This is a genomic window from Onishia taeanensis, from assembly GCF_013349955.1.
In the GTDB taxonomy this organism is placed as follows: Bacteria; Pseudomonadota; Gammaproteobacteria; order Pseudomonadales; family Halomonadaceae; genus Onishia; species Onishia taeanensis_B.
Genome location: NZ_JABVXC010000001.1, coordinates 85,234 through 108,095 on the forward strand (window position 1 = coordinate 85,234; position 22,862 = coordinate 108,095).

The 22,862-nt window shown below is 61.0% G+C and carries 18 protein-coding genes and 1 tRNA gene; 13 read left to right on the plus strand and 6 right to left on the minus strand.

All coding sequences use genetic code 11. The features are described from left to right. Positions 1–382 precede the first annotated feature (382 nt). From HUS66_RS00450 to HUS66_RS00470, 5 genes are all read right to left on the minus strand, one after another. A complete protein-coding gene (locus tag HUS66_RS00450) occupies positions 383–1,399 on the minus strand; it encodes a hypothetical protein (protein ID WP_175069033.1) in 1,017 nt (338 codons plus the stop codon). Between the two features lie 95 nt (positions 1,400–1,494). Beyond that, positions 1,495–2,106 (minus strand): hypothetical protein, encoded by a 612-nt coding sequence (locus HUS66_RS00455; protein ID WP_175069034.1) that lies wholly within the window; start codon positions 2,104–2,106, stop codon positions 1,495–1,497. A gap of 85 nt (positions 2,107–2,191) precedes the next feature. Continuing rightward, complete coding sequence (locus HUS66_RS00460; protein ID WP_175069035.1) at positions 2,192–2,956, minus strand: hypothetical protein; 765 nt, start codon at positions 2,954–2,956, stop codon at positions 2,192–2,194. Between the two features lie 236 nt (positions 2,957–3,192). Next, a complete protein-coding gene (locus tag HUS66_RS00465) occupies positions 3,193–4,254 on the minus strand; it encodes a tyrosine-type recombinase/integrase (RefSeq protein WP_175069036.1) in 1,062 nt (353 codons plus the stop codon). A 97-nt stretch (positions 4,255–4,351) separates the two neighbouring features. Next, a tRNA-Ile gene (locus HUS66_RS00470) sits at positions 4,352–4,428 on the minus strand. A 126-nt stretch (positions 4,429–4,554) separates the two neighbouring features. Here HUS66_RS00470 and HUS66_RS00475 point away from each other — a divergent pair. Further along, complete coding sequence (locus tag HUS66_RS00475; RefSeq protein WP_175069037.1) at positions 4,555–5,577, plus strand: CNNM domain-containing protein; 1,023 nt, start codon at positions 4,555–4,557, stop codon at positions 5,575–5,577. Here the strand turns inward: HUS66_RS00475 and HUS66_RS00480 are convergent. Next, positions 5,555–6,607, minus strand: a complete 1,053-nt coding sequence (locus HUS66_RS00480) for a hypothetical protein (protein WP_175069038.1) — start codon at positions 6,605–6,607, stop codon at positions 5,555–5,557. The genes HUS66_RS00475 and HUS66_RS00480 overlap by 23 nt on opposite strands. 108 nt (positions 6,608–6,715) lie before the next feature. Here HUS66_RS00480 and HUS66_RS00485 point away from each other — a divergent pair, with 108 nt between their 5' ends. The 12 genes from HUS66_RS00485 to HUS66_RS00540 all read left to right on the plus strand — a co-directional run bounded on the left by HUS66_RS00485 (position 6,716) and on the right by HUS66_RS00540 (position 22,841). After that, positions 6,716–7,312 (plus strand): hypothetical protein, encoded by a 597-nt coding sequence (locus tag HUS66_RS00485; RefSeq protein ID WP_175069039.1) that lies wholly within the window; start codon positions 6,716–6,718, stop codon positions 7,310–7,312. Between the two features lie 304 nt (positions 7,313–7,616). After that, positions 7,617–9,689 carry a TonB-dependent receptor gene (locus HUS66_RS00490; protein WP_425340065.1) on the plus strand — a complete coding sequence of 691 codons (2,073 nt, stop codon included), beginning with the start codon at positions 7,617–7,619 and terminating at the stop codon, positions 9,687–9,689. A gap of 161 nt (positions 9,690–9,850) precedes the next feature. Continuing rightward, complete coding sequence (locus HUS66_RS00495; protein ID WP_175069041.1) at positions 9,851–10,888, plus strand: ABC transporter substrate-binding protein; 1,038 nt, start codon at positions 9,851–9,853, stop codon at positions 10,886–10,888. Beyond that, complete coding sequence (locus HUS66_RS00500; protein WP_175069042.1) at positions 10,882–11,880, plus strand: FecCD family ABC transporter permease; 999 nt, start codon at positions 10,882–10,884, stop codon at positions 11,878–11,880. Before HUS66_RS00495 ends, HUS66_RS00500 begins: the two co-directional genes overlap by 7 nt. Positions 11,881–11,882: 2 nt before the next feature. Further along, positions 11,883–12,932: a FecCD family ABC transporter permease gene (locus HUS66_RS00505; protein ID WP_175069043.1), complete on the plus strand. Its 1,050-nt coding sequence runs from the start codon at positions 11,883–11,885 to the stop codon at positions 12,930–12,932. Between the two features lie 177 nt (positions 12,933–13,109). Beyond that, entirely contained in the window at positions 13,110–13,952 is an 843-nt protein-coding gene (locus HUS66_RS00510; RefSeq protein WP_175069044.1) for an ABC transporter ATP-binding protein, read from the plus strand. After that, positions 13,949–14,902: a sucrase ferredoxin gene (locus tag HUS66_RS00515; RefSeq protein ID WP_175069045.1), complete on the plus strand. Its 954-nt coding sequence runs from the start codon at positions 13,949–13,951 to the stop codon at positions 14,900–14,902. The genes HUS66_RS00510 and HUS66_RS00515 overlap by 4 nt, the downstream gene beginning before the upstream one ends. An 82-nt stretch (positions 14,903–14,984) precedes the next feature. Next, positions 14,985–15,740 (plus strand): siderophore-iron reductase FhuF, encoded by a 756-nt coding sequence (fhuF, locus tag HUS66_RS00520; RefSeq protein WP_175069046.1) that lies wholly within the window; start codon positions 14,985–14,987, stop codon positions 15,738–15,740. A 3-nt stretch (positions 15,741–15,743) separates the two neighbouring features. After that, positions 15,744–16,742, plus strand: coding sequence for a helix-turn-helix transcriptional regulator (locus tag HUS66_RS00525; RefSeq protein ID WP_175069047.1), 999 nt, complete (start codon positions 15,744–15,746; stop codon positions 16,740–16,742). Between the two features lie 221 nt (positions 16,743–16,963). Continuing rightward, the gene (locus HUS66_RS00530; RefSeq protein WP_175069048.1) at positions 16,964–19,063 is read left to right on the plus strand and encodes a TonB-dependent siderophore receptor; all 2,100 of its coding nucleotides are present in this window, start codon (positions 16,964–16,966) and stop codon (positions 19,061–19,063) included. Between the two features lie 193 nt (positions 19,064–19,256). Continuing rightward, entirely contained in the window at positions 19,257–21,377 is a 2,121-nt protein-coding gene (locus tag HUS66_RS00535) for a TonB-dependent receptor (RefSeq protein WP_175069049.1), read from the plus strand. A 267-nt stretch (positions 21,378–21,644) separates the two neighbouring features. After that, positions 21,645–22,841 carry an MFS transporter gene (locus HUS66_RS00540; protein WP_175069050.1) on the plus strand — a complete coding sequence of 399 codons (1,197 nt, stop codon included), beginning with the start codon at positions 21,645–21,647 and terminating at the stop codon, positions 22,839–22,841. Positions 22,842–22,862: the final 21 nt, after the last annotated feature.

The following is a 22,862-nucleotide window of genomic DNA, read 5'->3' on the forward strand; positions in this document are numbered from 1 at the left end:
TTTCATTGAAACTTGAGGGGCACTTTTTTACTCAGGCCTCTGGAAGCATAGAGACGTGCGCCGTGTACGGGGGAAGACTGGACAGTAAAAAGAAGGGGTGGTGCGGCCATGTTAGGCCGCGCCATATGAGAAAAAATTTAGCTGCTAAAACCGCATCTCTACAGCCTTAAGCACGATTCTACTTTTTTGGTTCGGTGTAGTATGTTGTAGTATGCTACTACAACATACTACAGAGATCTATGAAGCTTATCACCTGAACTAAAAACACGCCGCTTAAAAAAACAATAAAATAAATGTTTAAAAACCTAAAGTTTACCTAGCTACTTTAGGTTTGTTTTTGCTTTCTAGTAAGAGACTGCTGTTCAACAGCACCGTACAAACTTCAAGCACTGCCTTCCATTTCTCCAAACTTGGTCTTGCAAACTGATTCACCATGCAGGATTTTCGGCTCTCCTTCATCTAGATTTATGGTAAACTCATGCCGGTGCTTTGCTCCAACTTTCCTAGAGAAAAAGTCAAAATATTCACTATCATCGTCAACTTCCAGACCAAAGCCAATTGAAGATATATTATTTAGCTCAGCCATTTTAGCCATATTTTTCTTTAGGGAGCCTCTCTCACTCTTCTTATTTAGTTCCTGGGTTGCCGTGTCAAAATAAAAAATAAGCGCTTTCTCAATTATAGAACCCTCTTCGTCTACTTTTACCTCATCAATCAAAGAGTTGGCAATAGCAAAGTTTATATTATATTTAGAATTCTTCGCAAGAGATATAATTTTAAAAAGGTTGTAAAAAATAAAGATATCAAATTCTTCAGTAGAGACATTATACAATGTATCAGACAAACCTCTATGCGATCTATTTAATGGTCTATCCCAAGGGCTGTTAGTATACCCAACATAGTGAATCTCAGTAGCCTCACCCAAATCAATATTGCATTGTGACAAGAGGTCATGAACAGTCATTGAAACAGTTCCACCACTTGAGTATTCGAAGGTAATCACCCGATCAGTTAATTTAACACCAGGCTTAACCAAGCTCCCTGTTTCTATATCTCTAATAAGCAGCCTTATCTTTTTTATCTTTCTTTTACGACCAAGCTCCAAATATAAAACCAATTTTTTATCAAACAGAGAATAATATGGATTCTTCCTAGAAAACCTTACTTTTTTTCTTGCTGCGATATAATATACGAAGCGCTTATCGCATTGCTCCTCTACAATTCTTTTCATTTTCCGCAGCTTTTTGGTAATAGCGTCTTTAACATCAAACCCATCTATAGGGTTAACTAAAATGTCATACCAAACCATCTCTGATATTATAAGCTCTACATACCAGTTCTTAGATGCGCCTTGGTAGGCAGCGTTATTCGCAATATTGTCAAACATCCCTCTTTTCATATTGACTACTCCTACTTAATTATTTCCATAGCGCCGTGCTCTAGGGCAAACCTAAGCGCAGAGCAAGCCTGTCTCTATCAGCACATTTTTAGTCATTACCTGCGCCTCGGCAACATGAGTGGATTTCTTACTCGCCAGTTATAACTTGGAAATTCGAACACATACCATTCAATTGCGACTTTCGCAAAAGCTCGAAATTCTTCATCATTCCATAAATCAACTATTAGGCCTCTGCTTAGTCTTTTAACTTGTTTGGAGCCTTGATACACCCAGCCCAAGTAGGAGTCTAACTTAGGCTGGCTTTTACCCTTGAAGTGTCCATGTGGTATGGATGGATGAAAATCGCGGTCATACTGATGAAAGACCCAATCATTTAAACCCTTCTTCCTCGAAAGAAACTGAAAGCAACCATTCTTTCCCCTTCTCAAGCCTGGTTGGATTTCCTCTTCACCAGATTTTTTCAAGCCTGACACAGATGAATCGCCATCACGCTCATCGTTTTCGAGAGGCCAGACATCTTCGATATCCCACTCTTCGACAAGAAGAATTCTTCTCGCTTTCTCATAGACAGGGTCGCTTGGCTCACACATATTTTTTAGTGCCAGCATTCTGTCAAGGTAATGAGTCCAGCTGAGTTTCTCAGCGTGAAAGTAAAATAGAGACAGCTCAAAATAAAGTTCAGATGCTTCCCTTTCCAGATAAATCAACAGGAACCTCCTTTTGGCTAACGCGGAGCGAAACGGCGGCCCGACAGGGCCGTCCGCTTTACGCGCTTTGTTACACCTAGGCTGCTTATGAACCCTTGCGCGCAGGCTTGGACGTGTAAACCAACTGCTTTCCGAGCCAAGTTAATCTCCATCTGCCCAAGCCTGAACGAAGAGAAACAGCGCTTGCTGCGACAAGTGTCGCAAGGAAACCCCCAATGATCGGGAACTCTGTAGGCATTCCAATTTTCTCGGTAAAGTAGTAAAGGAAGACAACTGACAATCCTAGGCTGGATGCAAAAAAACCTGCGAAAGCATAGTCTTTCTCTAAAATATTCCTGCTTTCTAAAGTTTTTGCCAGGAACCTGTCTTCAGAGCGAATTGTTCCCCGAAAGAGTGGAACTGTAGGAGTTCGTGAACGCATTTCTACTAGGAACTTGGCTTCCGAAGGCGACAACGATTTTAGCGCTTCGATCACTTCGGAAGAACACGACTGCCCCCTAGCCGCTTTTGCGAGTAGATCTCTCCAAATGGAGCTGAGTTCCTCATCCTCCGGATCTACATCTTGTACTCCGGACATCCATTCCTCAAAAAATGACAACTGCTTCAAGGAGGGAGAACTCGCAGTCTCTGGCGGTGGCTGATCACTCAGCTGTTCTTTAACGGCTTGTACGTGGGCATTGAGATTATTCTCTCTTCTTTCACGTTTCCAATCTTCAATAGAATCTTTGACCAGATCTCTTAACTCGGTGCCAAGGTATTCAGCGGTTGGCATTATAAGAGCGGATATTGCTGGGGTAAGAGATAGTGATTTAGGTTTGCCCCGCTCTTCTGAACTTACGTCATCAGTCACAAACTACTCCTTGGTGTAACAGGCATCAGATGGCACGTGCGTTTTTCCACTTGAACGAGCGTGCACGTTCGATGTTTTTATATCGCGACTTCAACCAGCTGATTTTAATGCGAATTTTTATTGACACTGCTATATAACACCGATAAACAAGCTTGCGGCCTTTACCTGAACTCCCGCTTTGTTTCGAAAGCCGACGCAGTGTTCCTGCTAATTCTCTCAAGCTATCATCTAATGCATTAGATATCGCTCAGTCTATCCAGCTTCTCCACCAAATCCTCCGCCCTAAGATGCGTATACCGCCGGAGCATCTGCATGGATTTGTGGCCGCTGATCGCAGCGACCTCCTGATCGGATAGCCCTGCTTCTACTAATCGACTGACAGCTTCATGTCTTAAGTCATGAAAGCGGAAGTCATCGAGCCTGGCTTGTTTCTTCGCCTGGTTCCAGAGCTTGGTGTAGGCGTAGGGGCCCCGCTTGCCATCCTTTCCAGGCTCGCCGAAGAACACTAGATCGCAGTCGAGTGGGCGCACGGGATTGTCGAGCGCCTGCTTGAACACCTCCGTGGCAGCCTGAGTCAGCGGCACCAGACGAGCTTCGTTGTTCTTGGTGTCGGTGAGACGCACCACGCGGCGTTTCACGTCGACCTGTGCTCGGGTGAGGGTCAGGATCTCTGAGGAGCGCATGCCCGTCTCTAGGGCAATTCTGGCGATCCAGGCCAACATGGGATTGCTGTGCTGCCGTAGCACGGCGAACAGGCGCTTCTCTTCGTCGGCGCTCAGGCGCCGGTCGCGCCCTTCTCCAGGGCTGGGTTTGCGGATGTTTTGGACAGGGTTGTAGGTCAGGCCGAGGCCCCATTCCTGGATGGCCACGGTGTAGAGATGGCCAAGCAAGGCGAGCTCCAAGCGCACGGTATTAGCGCTGATCGGTTGGCCACGATGACCAATGCTGTTCAGGCGGGTGTCACGGAAGTTGGCAATCAGCTCCGGCGTCAGGGCCGCGAGAGAGTACTTGCCCAGGTGCTCAATCAGCGTGTTGGCCTTGTGGCGTTCGCTCTTTTGGGTGCTGGGCTTTTTGGTAGGGGTAACGTCGGCCAGGTAGCGCTTGAGCGCGGCTTCGAGCGTCATGCGCTCCGAGGCACTGCGCTGGATATAGACGCCACGCACCATTTCATCTTCGGTGCGACGGCTCCAGTCCTGGGCGTCACGTTTGGTACGAAAGGTCTTGGCGGTAGTGGGCCAGCCGGTCTTGCGGATGACGGCTTTCCAGCTACCAGAGGGGGTCTTGACGATGGTGGCCATGAAAGTCTCCAGGGGGCTGAAGGATCGGCACTGTACCGAAACTGTACCCTTGGACTATGGGACTCACCATAGAGAAATCGTAAGCTGCTGATTTGAATGGTGGGCCCAGTAGGACTTGAACCTACGACCAAGGGATTATGAGTCCCCTGCTCTAACCAACTGAGCTATAGGCCCTTATCAACGCGGGCGTATGATAGCGAATGCCGAGAGGCAAGGCCATAGCTACTGGCCTTGCAACGGACCGATCGCTTAGAAGAGGATGCATAGGCCCGACCTCCCCTGGCCACTAGAAGAGACCCTATGTTCCTACTGATCGGCTTTGCAGTGCTTTCCATCGGCATTTCCTTCCTCTGCTCGTTGCTCGAGGCGGCGCTGCTCTCGATGACCCCGAGCTACGTGGCCCAGCTACGCGAGACGAATCCCAAGCTGCACGAGCGACTCAATCGTCTGAAGCGGAACATCGACCAGCCGCTGGCCGCCATCCTCACCCTGAACACCATCGCCCATACGGTGGGCGCCACCGGTGTCGGCGCCCAGGTCACGGTGGTGTTCGGCGAGGCGTGGCTGGGTATTGCCTCGGCGCTGATGACACTGTTGATCCTGTTCGTCTCCGAGATCATCCCCAAGACCATCGGCGCCACTTATTGGCGGCAGCTCGCCGGCATGCTGGCCACCACGCTCGACGCGATGATCTGGTGCCTCAAGCCATTCATCTGGATGTCCGAGCAGATCACCAAGCGTATCGGCAAGGACGCCGTGGATACCGATATGCGCGGTGAGATCAAGGCACTGGCCCAGATCGGTCAGGAGGAGAAGGCGCTAGATCCAGATGAGACGCGCGTCATCACCAACATCCTCAACCTGCACGATATCCAGGTGAAGAACGTGATGACGCCGCGCACCGTGTCGGTGACGGTGATGCCAGGCATGACGGTAAGAGAGTTCGACGATCAACTCGGCCGCTCGCCCTTCACGCGCTTCCCGGTGATGGATGGTGGCGAGCAGGCACTGGGCTACATCCACAAGGCCGATACCTACCATGCCGACGACGATGCCGATCTCAAGACGCTGATGCACTCGGTGCAGACCATTCAGGCCGAGGACAACGTAGAGCAGGTGTTCACCATGATGGTATTGGGCCGTCAGCACCTGTGCGTGGTTTACGACGACCTCGGCACCTGGGTCGGCCTCATCACCCTGGAAGACATCATCGAAACGATCCTGGGCCAGGACATCGTCGACGAGACCGACAACGTGGCCAACCTACGCAAGTACGCCCGCCAGCGCTGGACCAAGCAGCTCAAGAGGCAGGAGACGCGCTAATCTCCAATATCGTGTAGGGCGCTTCGCAGGCGTGGCGCTCGCCTCGCTCGTCGACGCTGCCAAGCTCCAGGTTGCGGTCGTTGTCGTAGGCGACGAACAGGCGGTCGTGGTCCAGCACGGCCAGGCCTTCGGCCTTGTGCTCGAATTCCAGCGGCCGGCCTTCTGGGTTGGTCACCAGCTCGGGCGCGCGGCGGGCGCGGAAGTCCTCGAGGCTCATCTGCCACAGGTAGCCGCCGATATGCTCTTCGCCATCCACTTCGTTCTCGAAGCTGGTCAGCAGGTAGAGTCTGGCGTGGTAGGGGTCGTACTCGAGGCTCGAGAGGCCACACTCGAAGCGCACGCCATCGACGCTATCCGGGTCGAAGGCGTAAAACTCGCGCATCTCGTCGAGGAACTCGAGGTTGCCGTTCGCGGTGATCTGATAATGGGCGCCAACTACCCGGCTGACATACTCGAAGTCGTCGTGGGCCTGGCCCTGTTCACGCACGCCGAACAGCAGCAGGCCGTCGCCGCGCTCGCCGGGAATCGCCGCCAGCCCTTCGATCTTGTAGTACGGAAAGCCTATGGCGCCATTGAGCTTGCCGCGCAGTTCAAGCGAGCCCTCGACGCCGTCGCGGGGGTCGGGGTCGACCACCTGCACGTCGTCGGGCTTACCAAGCGGCCAGATCAGCAGGTGGTTGTAGTCGTTGAGTGCATTGCTGTCGGCATCCAGGCGATCGAAGCCGGTGGTGGCCAGCACATGGCGGCCGTCGGCACTCAGGGCGAAGTCTTCATACTTCACCGCCTGCTTGATCAATGGCTGGGTGTAATAGGCAAGCCGAGTATCATCCGGCCCGGCATCGGTCATCGGCAGGGCGAAGCAGGCCGAACGCTCTTCGCCAGGAATCGGCTTGTCGCTTGCCATCAGCAGCCGTTCGCCATCGAAGGCCACCGCCGAGACTTCGGCATTGACCAGCTCGCCCTTGGCATCGCGCAGGCCGGCGGGGAAACAATGAATGGTGCCTTGTTGCAGGATACTGGCTCGGGTCATCGCGATGTCCTTCGCAGTGGATTACTCTCAGTACCACCACGCTAACACGCCTGCCGGGAGACACCGCCAGTGTTCACACCAGCTTCACATTCCCACCGCCGCAGGCCGATGGCGGCCACAAGAGCCCTCTCACTGCTCGCCTCTGTTGTGCTGGTCGCGCTAACCGCCCTGCCCGCCCAGGCGGCCTGGCAGTTGGACCCTGCCCGCTCGGCCATTGAGGCCACGTTGGTCGAGATCACGCCCTCGGGCCCGGTGCCGCATCAGCACCGGGTGCGCGAGCTCTCGGGCAACATCGGTGACGATGGCACCCTGCGCCTGCCGCTGCGCCTGAGCCAGACCGATATCCCGGATCGATTGGGCGGCCTGCCGGTGTGGCTCCAGGGCATGGCCGATCTGCCGCTGGCCACCCTGGTGACCCGCCTGCCGCCGGAGCGACTGAACAGTCTGGCAGTGGGCGATTCTCTCACCGAGACCCTGAACTTCCGGGTCGATGCCGAGGGCGTGGCTCAGCAGGAGCCCCTGGCGCTGCGCTTCACCCGCGAGAGCCAATCCCGCATCCGGATCGCTACCGCCGAGCGGGTGGCGGTGGATGGCCGCAAGCTGATGGCCAACCCCACCCTGCGTACCGTGATCCTGCTGCTCGGTTATGAGCAGATCGGCGATGAGGTACCGGTCACCCTGGATGCCACCCTGATCGACCGCTGAGACGCTTTGGCGGCCCTGCCTCTCATCACATATTCCCGGATCCCCGCTGGCACCAAATCACTTGCTGCGCTGACGTCCCATTCGATCTAGCTGCCGGCCAGGCGGCCATGAGGCGGCATTTGTTATTGATAATACAAATAAGAAGGATTATTGTTCGCAAAAAAGACTGTGGCCACACAGCATGAGGCCCACTCAGAGGCCAAACAGGATCGAACAAGGAACCTCTCTCGCCATGCCTTTCGCTATACCACGTCCCCGACCTCCCTTCGCCCGTACCATGCTGGCACTGGCCATCTGTGCCGCCATGCCCAGCATGGCGCTCGGCCAAGCCTCTACCGGCGACCAGCAAGCCAATGACGCACTTGCCCCCGTCGTGGTTACCGCTACCCGCAACAAAAGCCGGGCCGGCGAGTCGCCACAGAAAGTCACCATCATCACCCGCGAACAGATCGAGCAGCAGCTGGCGATCACCCAGGACCCGGGGCAGGTACTCAGTAACCTGATCCCTTCCTACTCGCCCAGCCGCCAGAAGCTCTCCAACGCCGGCGAAACCTTTCGTGGCCGCTCGCCGCTGTTCATGATCGACGGCGTGCCGCAGTCCAACCCGCTACGCGACAGCAGTCGCGACAGCTATACCATCGATCTGTCCATGGTCGAGCGCATCGAGGTGATTCACGGCGCCAGCGCCGAGCATGGCCTGGGCGCCACTGGCGGCATCATCAACTATGTCACCAAGCGCGCCGAGGCCGGCGAGGTGAACCAGCATGTCGGGATCAGCCTCACCAGCGATGATGATGTCAGTGCCGATGGCCTGGGCCACAAGCTGGACTATCAGATCAACGGCCAGCAGGGCGACTGGGACTTCCTCGCCGGCGTAACCCAGCAGCAGCGGGGCGTTTTCTACGATGGCAACGATCAGCCCGTCGGGACGGCCTATCCGGGGGAAATCCAGAACTCCGAGAGCTATGACGTCTTCGGCAAGCTGGGCTATTGGATCGATGACGACCAGAACCTGGAGCTGTCCGTCAACCGCTTCGAGCTCGAAGGCGAGGGGGACTATGTGCCGGTCACGGGCGACCGTGACAACGGGGTCGCCACCACCGCGCGCAAGGGCGATCCGGATGGTGAGCCAGGCTACAACAAGGTCACCACCGCCCGGCTGTCCTACTCGAACAGTGACTGGCTGGGCAATGAGCTGGATGCCCAGGTCTATACCCAACGCTTCCGGGCGCAATTTGGCATCACACCCTACTTCCCCTATGAGGACGCGGCCGGCAACACCCAGTACGACCAGACCCGCAACGAGTCCGATAAGATCGGCGCTCAGATCACCCTGAACCGTCGCGGATTGTTCAACGACTACCTCGACGTCACCACCGGCGTCGATGTCCTTCAGGACGAGACCAGCCAGGTGCTGGTCGAAACCGACCGGACCTACGTTCCCGAGAGCCAATTCCGCAACTACGCGGCCTTCCTGCAGGGCGATCTCCACCTCACCGACCGCCTCACCGTGCAAGGGGGCGTGCGTCACGAGCTGGCGACCCTGGATGTCGATACCTATCAGACCATCGATCGCAGCAACGTCACGCAGGACCTGGTCACCGTCGACGGCGGCAGCCCGGATTTCGAGGAGACGCTGTTCAACGCCGGGCTTGTGTATCAGGCCACGCCCTGGGCCCAGCTCTATGCCAACTACTCGGAAGGCTTCGGCATGCCGGACGTCGGCCGAGTGCTGCGCGGCATCGATACCAGCGGCCAGGATGTCGACAGTCTGCTAACGCTGCAGCCCATCGTCACCGATAATCGCGAGATCGGCGCCCGCTTCGACTGGGATCGCTACGGCCTCGAGCTGAGCTACTACGAGTCCAACTCCGACTATGGTGAGCGCCTCACCGAGGAGAACGGCACCTGGGTCGGCAACCGCGAGAAGACCGAGATTCAAGGCTATGAGATCACCGGCGAGGCACGGATCACCGATGCCCACCAGCTGCGGCTCTCCTACACCCACGCCGAGGGTGAATCCGACACCGATGGCGACGGCAGCGTCGATACCGACCTGACCGGCATCAATATCGCCCCGGATACCCTGAAGCTCGGCTGGAGCGCGGCCTGGAACGCCAAGCTCTCCTCCCACCTGCAATACAGCCACTTCTTCGATCGCAGCGTCGACGACCCGGAACTCGAGTTCGACGGCTACGGCCTGATCGATGCCTCCATGGCCTATCGCCTGCCGGTGGGCCGCGCCAGCCTGGGTGTGGAGAACGTCACCGACGAGGACTACTTCACCTACTATTCCCAGGCTGCACGCGTCAGCGACGACTACTACTTCAAGGGTCGCGGACGTACGCTGACTCTGGGTTATCAGGTCGATTTCTAAGCCCAAATGTCCGCATGCTCCAGCCAGAAAGGGCTTAACGACCAATGGTCTAACGACAAAGCGGCGCTCCATGGCGCCGCTTTGTCGTGGCATGCCGGCATGCGCAAGATCATCCATCTCTCCAGCGCTCCGCTGCCGACCGCATCCTCCAGGAGGTCGCAATGAAGACGCGTACCCGGACCCGGCGCTGGTGGCTGACGGCGCTGCTGGCGGTTGTCATGCCGCTAGCTGCCAGTGCCGACGATCCACGCCACGAGCGCACCATCGCCAGTGCGTTCGGCGATACGTACCTGGCCACCGCCCCACAGCGGGTCATCACCCTCTACCAGGGAGCAACCGACAGCGCGGTGGCACTCGGCATCAGGCCGGTCGGCGTGGTCGACTCCTGGCTGGAAAAACCCATGTATCGCTATCTGCGCAAGGCGCTCGATGGCGTGGAGCATGTCGGCCTGGAGACCCAGCCCAACCTGGAGAAGATCGCCTGGCTGGAGCCGGACCTGATCGTCGCCACGCGCTTTCGCCACGAGCGGGTCCGGCCGCTGCTTAAGAAGATCGCACCGACCGTCGCCACCGAGAGCGTCTTCGACTTCAAGGCCAGCCTGACGCTGATGGCCAAAGCCACCGGCCGAGCGCCACGCGCCCGCGCGCTGCTAGAGGACTGGGACCAGCGAGTGACGGACTTTCGCCGCCAGATCGCCGCGGCGCTGGGCGATGACTGGCCGCAGAAGGCCGCCGTCGTGCGCTTCAAGAGCGACCATGTGCGTATCTACTCCACCGGATTCGCCGGCTCCATTCTGGATGAGCTGGGCTTCGAGCAGCCCGCCTCGGTGCAGGACCAGGGCTGGGGCATGAAACTGACCAGCGAGGAAAATATCCCGGTCATGAATGCCGATGTGATCTTCGTGCTCCTGGAGCCGGACGATCCTGCCATTGCCGAAAACTACCGACACTGGCGCTCGCACCCGCTCTGGCAGCGACTCGACGCCGTACAGCACGGCCGAGTCTACGAGGTGGATGCGGTGAACTGGATCATGGGCGGCGGCATCCTGGCCGCCAATGCCATGCTGGATGATCTCTACGCCCACTATGGGCTGGATGCCCCCAGCGACGCCAAGCGGCCCGGCCCAGCAGTTGTCACCTGCCTGCCCAACAGCGCCGCCGAGCCCCACGCCCAGGCCGAGGAGCCAGACGCATGCTGACCGGTCGTTTTTCACGCATCGCAGGGCTGCTACTGGGCCTGGTGGTGGTCGCGTTGGCCTTCGCGGCGAGCGTCATGCTGGGTAGCACGAAGATCGCCCCGCCAACCTTCGCCCAGGCGCTTCTGCATTACGACCCCTCCCGGGTCGCACACATCATCATCCTCAAGGAACGTCTGCCGCGGGCGGTGATCGCCGCGCTGGTCGGCGCCAGCCTGGCCATGGCCGGCGTCCTGATGCAGACCGTGACCCGTAACCCTCTCGCCTCGCCGAGCATCCTGGGCATCAACGCCGGAGCGATGTTCTTCGTGGTGATCGCCGTCTCGTTGCTACCCCTGCATACCCCTGCACAGTATGTGTGGGCGGCGCTGCTGGGCGCACTGGTGGCAGCGGGCCTGGTGGTGGCGCTGAGCCGCGGCCGCCAGGGGGAACTGTCCTCGTTGCGGGTAGTACTGGCGGGAGTGGCCATCACCGCCATGTTCGTGTCATTCAGCCAGGGCCTGCTGATCATCGACCAACAGAGCTTCGAAAGCGTGCTCTACTGGCTGGCCGGTTCCGTCTCCGGGCGCGAGCTGTCGCTGGTGGTGCCGCTGCTGCCGTTCTTCGCAAGCGCCCTTGTGCTTTGCGTGCTGCTGGTTCGCCACGCCAATGCCCTGCTCCTGGACGATGACATGGTCAAGGGCCTGGGCATGCCGGCGAGCGCCATCAAGCTACTGCTCGGCCTGGCGGTGATCCTGCTCGCCGGCAGTTCGGTGGCGCTCGCCGGCATGATCGGTTTCGTCGGCCTCATCGTGCCGCACATGGCGCGGGGCCTCTTCGGCGTCGACCATCGCTGGCTGCTGCCGGCCTGTGCGCTACTGGGCGCCAGCCTGTTACTGCTGGCCGATGTGGCTTCGCGCTTCCTGATGGCGCCGCAGGATGTACCGGTGGGCGTGATGACCGCCTTGATCGGCACGCCCTTCTTCATCTATCTGGCACGCAGAACGCAGGCCTGACCATGACCCACGCCGCTTTCCTTACATCATCGGGCAATACCAGCGACGATGCCGATCGGGCCCGTTACCGGAGAGTCACGACGCTACTCGGATTGTTGCTGCTGGCCAGCATGACTCTGTCGCTGAGTCTCGGCAGCTTCCCCACCTCGATCGACCAGGTAGTGCACGCGCTGGTCGCGCCGCAAAACAGCGACATCGCCTTCATCGTCTGGGAACTGCGCCTGCCGCGTATCCTGCTGGCCGTGCTAGTCGGCGCGGCACTGGCCATCGCCGGCGCCATCCTTCAGGGCATCGTGCGCAACCCGCTGGCCTCGCCGGACGTGATCGGCATCACCAGCGGTGCCGCCATGGCCGCAGTGGTATTTCTGGCGCTGTTTACCACCAGCCTGAGCATCCATTGGCTGCCGGCGGCGGCACTGCTCGGGGCACTGCTGTCGGCCCTGCTGGTCTTCCTGCTGGCCTGGCGGCACGGCATCACACCCACGCGCATGGTGCTGGTCGGCATCGGGCTATCTGCGGCGATGAGCGCCGTGACCACGCTAGTGATCGTGATCAGCGACGATTCCTCCGCCATGGTCGCCTATGTGTGGCTGACCGGCAGCCTCTACGCCGCCCAATGGCAGGACGTGCTGGGCATCATGCCCTGGCTGCTGGTCGCCGTTCCGCTGTGTCTCACCCAGGCACGGCAGATGGATGCCATGGCGCTCGGCGATCAGGTAGCCCAGGGGCTTGGCGTCAACGTGCTGCGCAGCCGGCTTTTGCTGATGGCCTGCAGCGTGGCCCTGGCCGGTGCGGCCGTCGCCTTTGCCGGCGGGCTCAGCTTCGTGGGCCTGATCGCGCCCCATATCGCCGCCCGCCTGGTAGGGCGAAGCTTCACCCGGCTAGCGCCCATCGCTGGTCTGGTGGGGGCCTTGATCGTGCTCTACGCCGATCTGCTCGGCCGGGTGGCCTTCCTGCCCAAGGATCTGCCCGCCGGCATCTTCGTCTCGGGGGTGGGCGCGCCCTTCTTCGTCTATTTGTTGCACCGGACCCGCGCTGACACTCGGGGCTGATCCGCCGACGGGCCCCGGAGCCCCGCACCTATGATGTGACGCTGTGCACTCTCTTCGATCCATCCTCGGCGCCCCGTCACTCTCAACGGCAACGGCCCTGACATACCGCCATAAATTGATAATGAGAATTTTTTGTATTACGGTCCCGATCCAGGAATCCTACCGACGAGCCATCCCATGCCCTCGACATCCACCAAGCCACCTCGCCTGACAGGCGAACGCCTGCACGCCGGGTATGAATCCCGACGCGTACTGGACGGCGTCGATCTGGCGGTGGCCGAGGGCAAGCTGACGGTGTTGCTGGGCCCGAACGGTAGCGGGAAGTCGACGCTGCTAAAGACTCTGGCGCGCACTCATGCGCCAAGCGCCGGTCGCGTCTGTCTCGATGGCGAGGATATCCATCACCGCAATACGCGAGAGGTGGCACAGCGTCTGGGCATCCTGCCCCAAGGGCCTACCGCCCCGGAGGGACTGACGGTCCGGCAACTGGTCGGCATGGGGCGCTTCCCTCACCAGCGGTTATGGCGGCAGGATGCCGAGCAGGATGCCCGCGCCATCCGCGAGGCGATGGCCTATGCCGATGTCACGGACCTCGCCGAGCGCAGCGTCGACGCGCTCTCCGGCGGCCAACGGCAGCGTTGCTGGATCGCCATGGTGCTGGCCCAGCAGACGGATCTGATCCTGCTCGACGAACCCACTACCTTCCTGGATCTCAAGGTGCAGGTGGATCTGCTGGAGCTGCTCTCGCGCCTGGCCCACGAGCACGGTCGCACCCTGCTGCTGGTGCTGCATGACCTGAACCTGGCGGCGGCCTACGCGGATCAACTGGTCATGATGCGCGACGGCCGCATCGAGCGACGCGGTTCGCCGGCCGAGGTGTTCACCGCCGCCAACCTGAAGACGGTGTTCGACCTCGACGCCCACGTGATCCGCGATCCGCACAGCGGGCAACCGGTTTGTGTGCCACGGCGCTCAGGTGCCAAGACGCCGCAGCGTCACCCGGAGGGACAGCTGCCATGACCGCCCCCCACCGTCCCAACCACCAGGCGGTCGCCTCGCCCCGTCAGGCCCGGCGCTTCTGCGCGTTGGACAGCCAGGCGATCGGCGATCCCCTGGTGGGCAGTGCCGCCCATGCCGAGCAAAGCCTGCTGATCAGTTGGCCTAGGCCCAAGTGGCAACGCAGCCTGCGAAGAGCCAGCGACATGCCCGATGCCGTGGCCACACAACTCGAGGCCATTGCCGAGGCCGGACGGCGGGTCAACCTGATCCACCGCCGTGGCGAGGACGCCGAGCTCCATCGCCTGTTCCTGATGCCGGAGCAGCGCGAATATCGCGTAGCGCGGGACGAGCTGGCGGCTTTTCTCGCCGCCTTCTCCCGCGGCGACTCGCTGGCCGCCTGGGGCGGCGACGACGTGACCCTACCGATGATCCTATGCTGCACCCACGGCAAGAAGGACAAGTGCTGCGCCAAGTTCGGCTATCAAAGCTATCGCGCGCTCGCCGCAGCCGTGGCACGCGATGACCTGCCCTTCGCTGTCTGGGAAAGCACCCACCTCGGCGGCTGCCGGCTGGCGACCAGCGCTCTGGTGCTACCCGCCCTGCGCAAATACGGCCGTATCACCCCAGATGATGTGCCGGGGCTGCTCGCGGCCGAGCAGGACGACCGCCCCTACCTGCCCTGTTACCGCGGCGACTCGCGACTAACGCCGGTTGCGCAATGCGCCCAGGTCGCGGCCCTTGAGTGGCTCGCGGCCCGCGACCTCTACGCCTGGGTGCGGGTCGAAGACGCCCTCGAGCAGCACGACGGCCCGCGCCTGACGTTGCCGGTCCGCTGGCAGGCCGGAGAACGCGAGGGGCGGTTGATGGTGAGCTGCCTCGAGAGCGAGCTGATCCGCCACGATACCTGTGCCGACTATGAGCGCGACGGCGCCCAGCCCAGCCGCGTCTGGCGAGCCACCCACATCGGCTGACGCCTGGTCGGCTATATTTGATAATGATTTTCATTCATCATAGTATTGATGGGATACCGGCCGCTTTGATGAGACCACTGCCATGCCTCTGCTGCTCGATGCGCTCTACACAGGCCCGATGGACGGCCTGACGCCACCCCAGGTCGGGCCTATCCGACCCCCGGCGGTGCCGATGCGTGACCTGCTGACACCGGCGCGATTCGAGGCCGAGCTTGTGCGCTTCAAGGCAGGCTATGGCTATCAGTCGGAGCAAGGGGATCGTCGCGCCCTGGTGTCACTATGGTCGAAATGGCATTTCGGGGCCCTGCTCGTCCCCTACCTGGCCGCCAACCTGTTGCTCGAGCGCGACCTGCCGGTGGGCCTCGATGAAATGGGGGTATGCCTGACGACCGAGGGGCGCACCGAACGCCTGCAACTTGCCCATGCCGGCCGTCCCCTGGCCTCATTGGATGCCTTTGCGCGCTTCTCGACCCTGATCGATGACCACCTGACACCGCTGATTGGCCGACTGGCGGCCTTATCCGGGGCCTCGGCGAAGGTATTCTGGAGCAATGCCGGCAACACCTTCGAACACTTCCTGAGCGCTTTCGAGGCGCATCCGATGGCGGCCCCGGGCGTCGCCGAAGAAGGCCATCGCCTGCTTACCAGCCGCACCACCGTCAACGGCCAGCGCAACCCGCTGTACCAACCGGTGCGCTATTTCCAGCCTGAATGCCAAGGCGAGGAGGCGAACGTGTCTGCCACCAAACGCGTGCGCCGGCTTTGCTGCCTGCGCTACTTGCTGCCCGAGCTTGGCTACTGCGGCAACTGTCCGCTGTCGAACAGGGCGGCCGGTTAGCCGATGGCCACCTCCGTCAGCACAAGGCTGCCACGCCAGCTCTCGGCCGGTGACCTTGAACGGCTCGGCGCCCGCTGCGGCATCGCCTATCGCTTCCCCGCTCTTGCCGATCGTGCACAGGGTGCCCAGACGCCGATTCTGCGCGGTCGCGTCGATGAGCTCGAGCTGCGCCGCGGCATCTACCTGACCCGTTCGGACCTGACGGTGCTCGAGCCCTACGCCTCTCGCTCGCTGGCCGCCGCGCCGCTGTTCATCACCGTGATACTGGACGGCAGGGTACGCCTGCGCCTGGGCGAGAAATCCCTGTGGCTATCCCCGGGGCAGGCCCTGTGCTCGCGCTTCGATGACCGCCAAGCGTTAGACGCCTGGCAGGATGCCGGCCAGCGCCTGCGCACCTTGAACCTGGCCTTTCGGGCCGATGCCCTCGCCGCACTGGCGCACCAGTACCCACCGCTCAAGGCCCTGCAAGACGGCCCACCCGTCCTGCGCCGGCAAACACTGCCGAACCACCTGCTCGATACCCTTGAGGAAGCGTTGGCGTCAGACAGCGGCTGTGGCGACCCGCGACTGCTGCTCGATGCGGTGATGCTGCAGCTACTGGCCCGGGTGCTGACGAACGTGGATGAGGCGACATCCGACGACAGGTATCACCCGCCCACCGCCACGATTCCCGGCCTCTCCAACAGCGAGCGCGAGCGCCTCGCACGAGTGCGCAAGGTGCTGGATATGCATCCCGAGGCCGACCACCGGCTGGCCGACCTAGCTCGCCTGGCGGCGATGAGCCCCAGCAGCCTGCGTGCCAAGTTCGCCGCCGCCCATGGCCAGTCGGTATTCGCCTATCTGCGCGGATGCCGCCTGACGAAGGCCGCCCGGCTACTCGAGCAGGGCCTGGATGTCCAGCAGACGGCCCACGCCGTGGGCTACGGCCACGCCAGCAACTTCACCACGGCTTTCCGCCGCCACTTCGGCATGAGTCCTCGCGCGTATCGCAACGCCGCCTGACCCCGTTCTGCCAAAGCCACCCCAAAAAAACCGCCTGCGACAATCCGCTGTACCACAAGTTCACCGCTTGAGCGCTTTGCCTAGCCGTCATGGCACTTTTCTCCATTGTTCTGTCACTGGGCAAAGCAGTGCTGGCGTTGCGCATACATCCGCCGGGGCCTGAAATGGAATAATTCTCATTACCGAAAGAGAGTTGATCTCCTATTCAAGGAAAGACTGCCATGACTGCTCGACACCCCCTCACCCTCGCCGTTGCTATCGCCAGCGCCGCCGCTCTGTCCCCGGCCTGGGCACAAGACGCTGCCTCGTCCGGTAACGCCAGCACACTCGATACGCTCACCGTCACCAGCGCCGCCACCAAGACCGAGACGCCGTTCAACGAAACGCCCCAGGCGACCACGCGGGTCGAACGCGATGAGTGGGAAGAAAAAGGCGCAGAGTCAGTGCAGCGGGCCCTCAACTATTCGGCAGGTGCCTACACCAACCAGGTCGGTGCCTCCAACCGCTACGACTACATCGTGCTGCGCGGCTTCTCGGACGGCAGCCTGAGCAATACCTTCCTCGATGGCCTGAAGTTGATGGGCGATGCCAACTCCTACAGCTCGCTGGTCATCGACCCTTACTTCCTCGAGAGCATCGAAGTGGTCAAGGGGCCCGCCTCGGTGCTCTATGGCCGCGCCTCGCCGGGCGGTCTGGTATCGCTGACCAGCAAGCGTCCCGAGTTCGAGCAATCGGGCCAGGTCCGCCTCGGCGTCGGCAACAACGCCCAGCGCAGCGCCGCCTTCGACCTGACCGGGCCGCTGGATGACGAACGCCGCCTGGCCTACCGCGTGACCGGCCTGGCCGAGAGCGCCGATACCCAGTTTGGCCCCGTCGAGGACAAGCGCTATGCCTTCGCGCCACAACTGACCTGGGACATGACGGATGACACCAGCCTGACGCTGCATGCCTACCTGCAGAAGGACCCGGAGGGCGGCTACCACTCCGGCGTTCCTTATGAAGGTGCCGTCGAACGCCATAATGGCCGCAAAATCGACAATACCTTCTTCGATGGCGAAGACGACTACGACAAGTTCGAGCGCACTCAACGCCTGGTCGGCTACGACCTCGAGCACCGCTTCAACGACGCCTGGACGGCACGTCAGAAGCTGCTCTATCTCGACACCGACGTGACCCTCAACCAGGTTTACGGCTATGGCTGGGCCAACGATACCGAGCTCAATCGCTACTACTCAGGTGGCGAAGAGTCCATGCAGGCCTGGACCGTCGACAACCAGCTCGAGGCGCAGCTGAGCACCGGCGAGGTGGACCATACCCTGCTGTTCGGCGCCGACTATCAGCGCCGCGAGAACGAGGTCAGCTGGCCTTCAGGCGCCTTCCCGAACATCGATGCCTTCGACCCCGAATATGGCGCCGAGCCCACCGCGATGTACGCGGCCACCGAAGAGCAACACGACATTCACCAGACGGGCGTCTATGCCCAGGATCAGCTGGCACTGGGCAGGTGGCGTCTCTCCCTCGGCGGACGCTACGACTGGGTCGATATCGAGAACACCAATGAAGGCACCGGCAGCTCGAGCGAGCTGAACGATACCCAGTTCAGCGGTCGCGCCGGCGCCCTCTACCTGTTCGACAACGGCCTGGCCCCCTATGTCAGCTACTCCACGGCCTTCACGCCGACCAGCTTCGTCGACGCCAACGGCGACCTGCTCGAACCGATGGAGGGCGAGCAGATCGAGACCGGGCTGAAATACCAGCCGAACGGCACTCAGGATCGCTACAGCCTGGCGCTTTACCACATCGAGCAGACTAACGTCGCCACCAAGGAGCAACCCACCGACCCTTACCGGGCGATCGGCGAGATCGAGTCGCAAGGCGTCGAGCTCGAGGCTCGTACCCAACTGACCGACAACCTGCGCCTGCAGGCCAGCTACAGCTTCACGGATATCACCTACGCCAAGAGCGACGACAGCAGCGAAGAAGGCAACCGCGCCATTTATGCGCCACGCCACATGGCATCGGTGTGGGGTTCCTATGCGCTAAGAGACGGCGCCCTGGCAGGCGTCGGCGCCGGACTTGGCGTGCGCTATAACGCCGACATCCAGGCAGACCGGGCCAACACCGAACAGGTACCGGACTACACCCTGGTCGATGCCGCTCTGAGCTACGACTTCGGCCAGCTCGGCATGAATGGCGTCACCGGCCGGCTCAACGTCAACAACCTGCTCGACAAGGAGTACGTGGCGTCCTGCAACTCGCTGCAGTACTGCTACTTCGGGGCCGAGCGCAGCGTGAAAGCCACCGTCAGCTACGACTTCTAACCCGGCCGCGCCTCACCCCGGCCGCCTGACATCCACATCACCGCCCCGGATGGCGGCCGGGGCAGGCCAATTATCCAACCGACACGACAATACAATTCTAAATAACAATACTTCTCATTATATTCATCATTCACTATAATCGGTCGCTGACAACACAACACACTCAATAACGCATCATTCATAGAGGGAACTCATGCACTCACGCTATCTTACCGTCAGCTTCTCGGTGCTGGCCGGCGCCCTCGCCGGTCCGGCGCTCGCCCAGGAAACCCAGGCGCCGGAGACCCAGGACACCATGGTGGTGGTCGGCTCCCGGACCCCCACCGAGATCAGCCAGATTCCCGGCGCGGTCTGGGTCATCGATCGCGAGCAGTTGCAAGAGCAGATCCGTACCGGTGCCGACCTGAAGACCGCGCTGGGCAAGCTGGTCCCCTCTCTGGATCTGGCGCCCCAGGGACGCACCAACTACGGTCAGAACATGCGTGGGCGCAGTGTCCAGGTGCTCATCGATGGCGTCTCCCTGAACAGCTCTCGCGGCCTCTCTCGCCAGTTCGATGCCATCGATCCCTTCAACATCGAGCGCGTCGAGGTACTCTCAGGCGCCACTAGCCTGTATGGCGGTGGCGCCACCGGCGGCCTCATCAACATCATCACCAAGCGGCCCGAAGGGAGCGACCTTGCGTTTTCCAGCGAGGTCGGGATGACCACCGGCTTCAGTGATGGTGATGACCTGGACTATCGTCTGGCCCAGTCGGTGAGCGGCGGCAATGAGTTCGTCAAGGGGCGGCTCGCCGTGGCCTACCAGGACAACGGCCGCCATTTCGACGCCAATGGTGATGAGATATTCCCCGACATCGCCCAGACCGACCTGCAGGACAACCGCAGCATCGACGTCATGGGCAGCCTGGATATCCAGCTGACCGGGCAACAGAGTCTGCAGCTTGGCGCTCAGCTGTACCGCTCCGGCTACGAGGGTGAGCGCGGCGTCTACTTCCCGAACCTCGATGCCTCAACCCCGGACCTGGACGACGCCGAGGTCAGCGACGGCTATGACTCCGACCGCGACCCGGCCACCGACCGCAAGATGGTCAACCTGCAGTATCACCACGCTGACCTGCTCGGCCAGGACTTCTATCTGCAGGCCTTCCACCGCGAGGAGGAAGCCAACTTTCAGGCCTTCCCCTATCCGGTATCCGGCGGCTCGGAGTTCCGCGCTTCTCAGCAGAACACCGACCTCTCGGGTCTGAAGGCCCTGTTCGATGCCGACCTCACCAACACCCTGTCGTTGACTTACGGCCTGGACCTGGATCGCGAGTCCTTCGACGCCAATCAGATGATCTTCGACAAGGCCGTTTCGGATGCCACCGGTGGCCTGGTCCAGGAAACGGCAAGCATCGAGCCGCGCTATCCCAGCTATCAGGTCGACGGCATCTCGGCCTTCGCCCAAGGGGAATGGCAGGCCACCGAGGGGCTGCGCCTGTCCACCGGCGTGCGCCGCCAGCACATGGACGTCGAGGTCGAGGATTTCAAGGGTATTCCCGGCGGCGAGAACGACTATGACGCCACCCTGCTCAACGCCGGCGCCCTCTACGACTACGGCAATGGCCACCAGAACTGGCTGCAGTTCAGCCAGGGGTTCGAGCTACCTGACCCGGCCAAGTACTATGGCAAGAGCGCCCAGGTCAGCGTCGATCAGAACCCACTGTCCGCCATCAAGACCGACCAGGTCGAGCTCGGCTGGCGCTACAACAGCGGCGCCTGGATGACTCAGGCAGCGCTCTATTACGCTTGGTCCGACAAGGCCGTGGAGAACGCCGAGGATCTTAGCGTCACCGTCGTCGATGAGAAGAAGCGCGACTACGGCTTCGAAGGCGCCGTGACCCGCTACTTCGACAGCGGACTCGAGGCCGGCACGACTCTGCACCTGGTGCGCTCCGAACAGAAGAACGACGACGGCGAATGGGAGAAACGCGACGCCCGTTACGCCTCGCTGTCCTCCGCCACCGCCTTCCTTGGCTGGAAGGACCCCAGCGGTGAGCGCTCGGCGCGCCTGCAGGCCAACCACAACTTCGACCTGAAAGACGACGACGACCGCCAGATCGACGGCTTCACCACTCTGGACCTGAACGTCAGCCAGGCCCTGCCGGTCGGGGAGCTCAGCCTCGGTGTTGCCAACCTGCTGAACGAGCAATATTCCACCGTCTGGGGCCAGCGCGCAGCGATGTTCTATTCTCCCTACTATGGGCCGGAATACCTCTATGACTATCAGGGCCGCGGTCGCACCTACACCATGAACTGGTCGATGAGTTACTGATCTATGGACGATTGGTCTATGAACGGCTGATCGACCGACGCATAAGCTTCACACAGGCTTAGATCGTTTTACGCCCACCATCCCGGTGGGCGTTTTTTTATGCGCCTCTTAGCGCCGCCACGCCCATTTAGCCCAAGCGCTCCTGCTAGACGGCTGCCCCAGACCGCTCACCAAGGGGCGAGCACACCGCGAGCCGATATCGACGGATATTGACAACGCCCACCTTTGTGAGAATAATTCTCAATATCATTAAACAAGAGATCAGCTATGCGCTTCCCCTCCCTGTGGCGAATCAGTGCCTGCACGGCATTGCTCGGGCTCGGCCAGAACGGCCTGCTGGTCGCGCTGCCGGTACTGGTGGAGCGCTTCGGCCTGCCGCTGTCACAGTGGGCCGGCCTGATTCTGCTGGGCTCGATGCTGTTTCTGGTCGGCAGCCCCTTCTGGGGGCGCGTCACCGATCGTCACGGACCGCGCCTGGTGGTCATCCAAGCCCTCTCGGGCTACCTGGCCAGCTTCACCCTGATCGCCATCGCCCTCTGGGCAGAGACTCGGGGCGCGCTCGCCGAGGGCATGTTGCTGCCATTGCTGGTCATTGCCCGGATCCTCTACGGCTTGACCGTGTCGGGCATGGTACCGGCTTGCCAGCAATGGTCCCTGACACTGCACGGCGGGGAGGAGCGCCTGCGCGCTCTGGCGGCCATCAGCGCCGGTCTCAGCGGCGGTCGCCTGCTGGGCCCGCTACTCGCTGCCGCCAGCCTGAGTCTCTCCGCCTATGCCCCCTTCGGCGTCATGCTGGGCGGCGGCCTGCTGGCTCTGTGGCTGGTGAGCGGCGTACCCTGCCCCCAGGTGCCGGCCCCCGACCACCAGCCGACGCTGCCTACCCAACGCTTTCTCGAGCGTCTGCCTTGCCTGGTCATGGCCCTGTTGCTGGCGATGTCGGTCTCCCTGATGCAGTTGGGACTTCCCGATGCCTTACAGACCCGGCTCGACATCGGGGCCACCCGCGCCGGCCACCTGATGGGTGGGCTGCTGTCGATCGGTGCCCTGGGCGCCCTAGCCATCCAGCTCGGCGTAACGCGCCATCAGCGGCTTGGCGGGTACGCTCTGCTGCTGCTCGGCGCCCTGTGCCTGGTGGCCGGCTACGCCGTTCTGGTTAAGGCGGATGGCGCACCGGGCTTCGCCGCGGGTGTGCTGGTTGCCAGCATCGGCGCCGCACTGGCCGTTCCCGGCTATACCGATGCCGCCACCCGCGGCGGCGCGTCGGGCGCCAGCGCCGGCATGCTTGCCATGTCCCATACCCTGGGCTATGGGGCGGCCACCCTGGTGGTCAGCCTGGTAGCCCCCCCACACCTGCTCCTCCTGACCCTGGTCGCGGCCCTACTCTTGCTGCTGCTCGTCCCCGCGGCCAGGGCACGCTTCGCACGGCCGATCACGGCCACATCTCCCACTGCGTCGAACGACTGACCCGAGGTGCCTCACCGGAAG

Coding starts and splice junctions, on each gene's coding strand:
- HUS66_RS00485 (WP_175069039.1), top strand. CDS start 6,716: ATGGCGGCCACAAGAGCCCTCTCACTGCTCGCCTCTGTTGTGCTGGTC.
- HUS66_RS00490 (WP_425340065.1), top strand. CDS start 7,617: ATGCCCAGCATGGCGCTCGGCCAAGCCTCTACCGGCGACCAGCAAGCC.
- HUS66_RS00530 (WP_175069048.1), top strand. CDS start 16,964: ATGACTGCTCGACACCCCCTCACCCTCGCCGTTGCTATCGCCAGCGCC.
- HUS66_RS00540 (WP_175069050.1), top strand. CDS start 21,645: ATGCGCTTCCCCTCCCTGTGGCGAATCAGTGCCTGCACGGCATTGCTC.
- HUS66_RS00500 (WP_175069042.1), top strand. CDS start 10,882: ATGCTGACCGGTCGTTTTTCACGCATCGCAGGGCTGCTACTGGGCCTG.
- HUS66_RS00495 (WP_175069041.1), top strand. CDS start 9,851: ATGAAGACGCGTACCCGGACCCGGCGCTGGTGGCTGACGGCGCTGCTG.
- HUS66_RS00510 (WP_175069044.1), top strand. CDS start 13,110: ATGCCCTCGACATCCACCAAGCCACCTCGCCTGACAGGCGAACGCCTG.
- HUS66_RS00535 (WP_175069049.1), top strand. CDS start 19,257: ATGCACTCACGCTATCTTACCGTCAGCTTCTCGGTGCTGGCCGGCGCC.
- HUS66_RS00480 (WP_175069038.1), bottom strand. CDS start 6,607: ATGACCCGAGCCAGTATCCTGCAACAAGGCACCATTCATTGTTTCCCC.
- fhuF (WP_175069046.1), top strand. CDS start 14,985: ATGCCTCTGCTGCTCGATGCGCTCTACACAGGCCCGATGGACGGCCTG.
- HUS66_RS00505 (WP_175069043.1), top strand. CDS start 11,883: ATGACCCACGCCGCTTTCCTTACATCATCGGGCAATACCAGCGACGAT.
- HUS66_RS00450 (WP_175069033.1), bottom strand. CDS start 1,399: ATGAAAAGAGGGATGTTTGACAATATTGCGAATAACGCTGCCTACCAA.
- HUS66_RS00475 (WP_175069037.1), top strand. CDS start 4,555: ATGTTCCTACTGATCGGCTTTGCAGTGCTTTCCATCGGCATTTCCTTC.
- HUS66_RS00525 (WP_175069047.1), top strand. CDS start 15,744: ATGGCCACCTCCGTCAGCACAAGGCTGCCACGCCAGCTCTCGGCCGGT.
- HUS66_RS00515 (WP_175069045.1), top strand. CDS start 13,949: ATGACCGCCCCCCACCGTCCCAACCACCAGGCGGTCGCCTCGCCCCGT.
- HUS66_RS00465 (WP_175069036.1), bottom strand. CDS start 4,254: ATGGCCACCATCGTCAAGACCCCCTCTGGTAGCTGGAAAGCCGTCATC.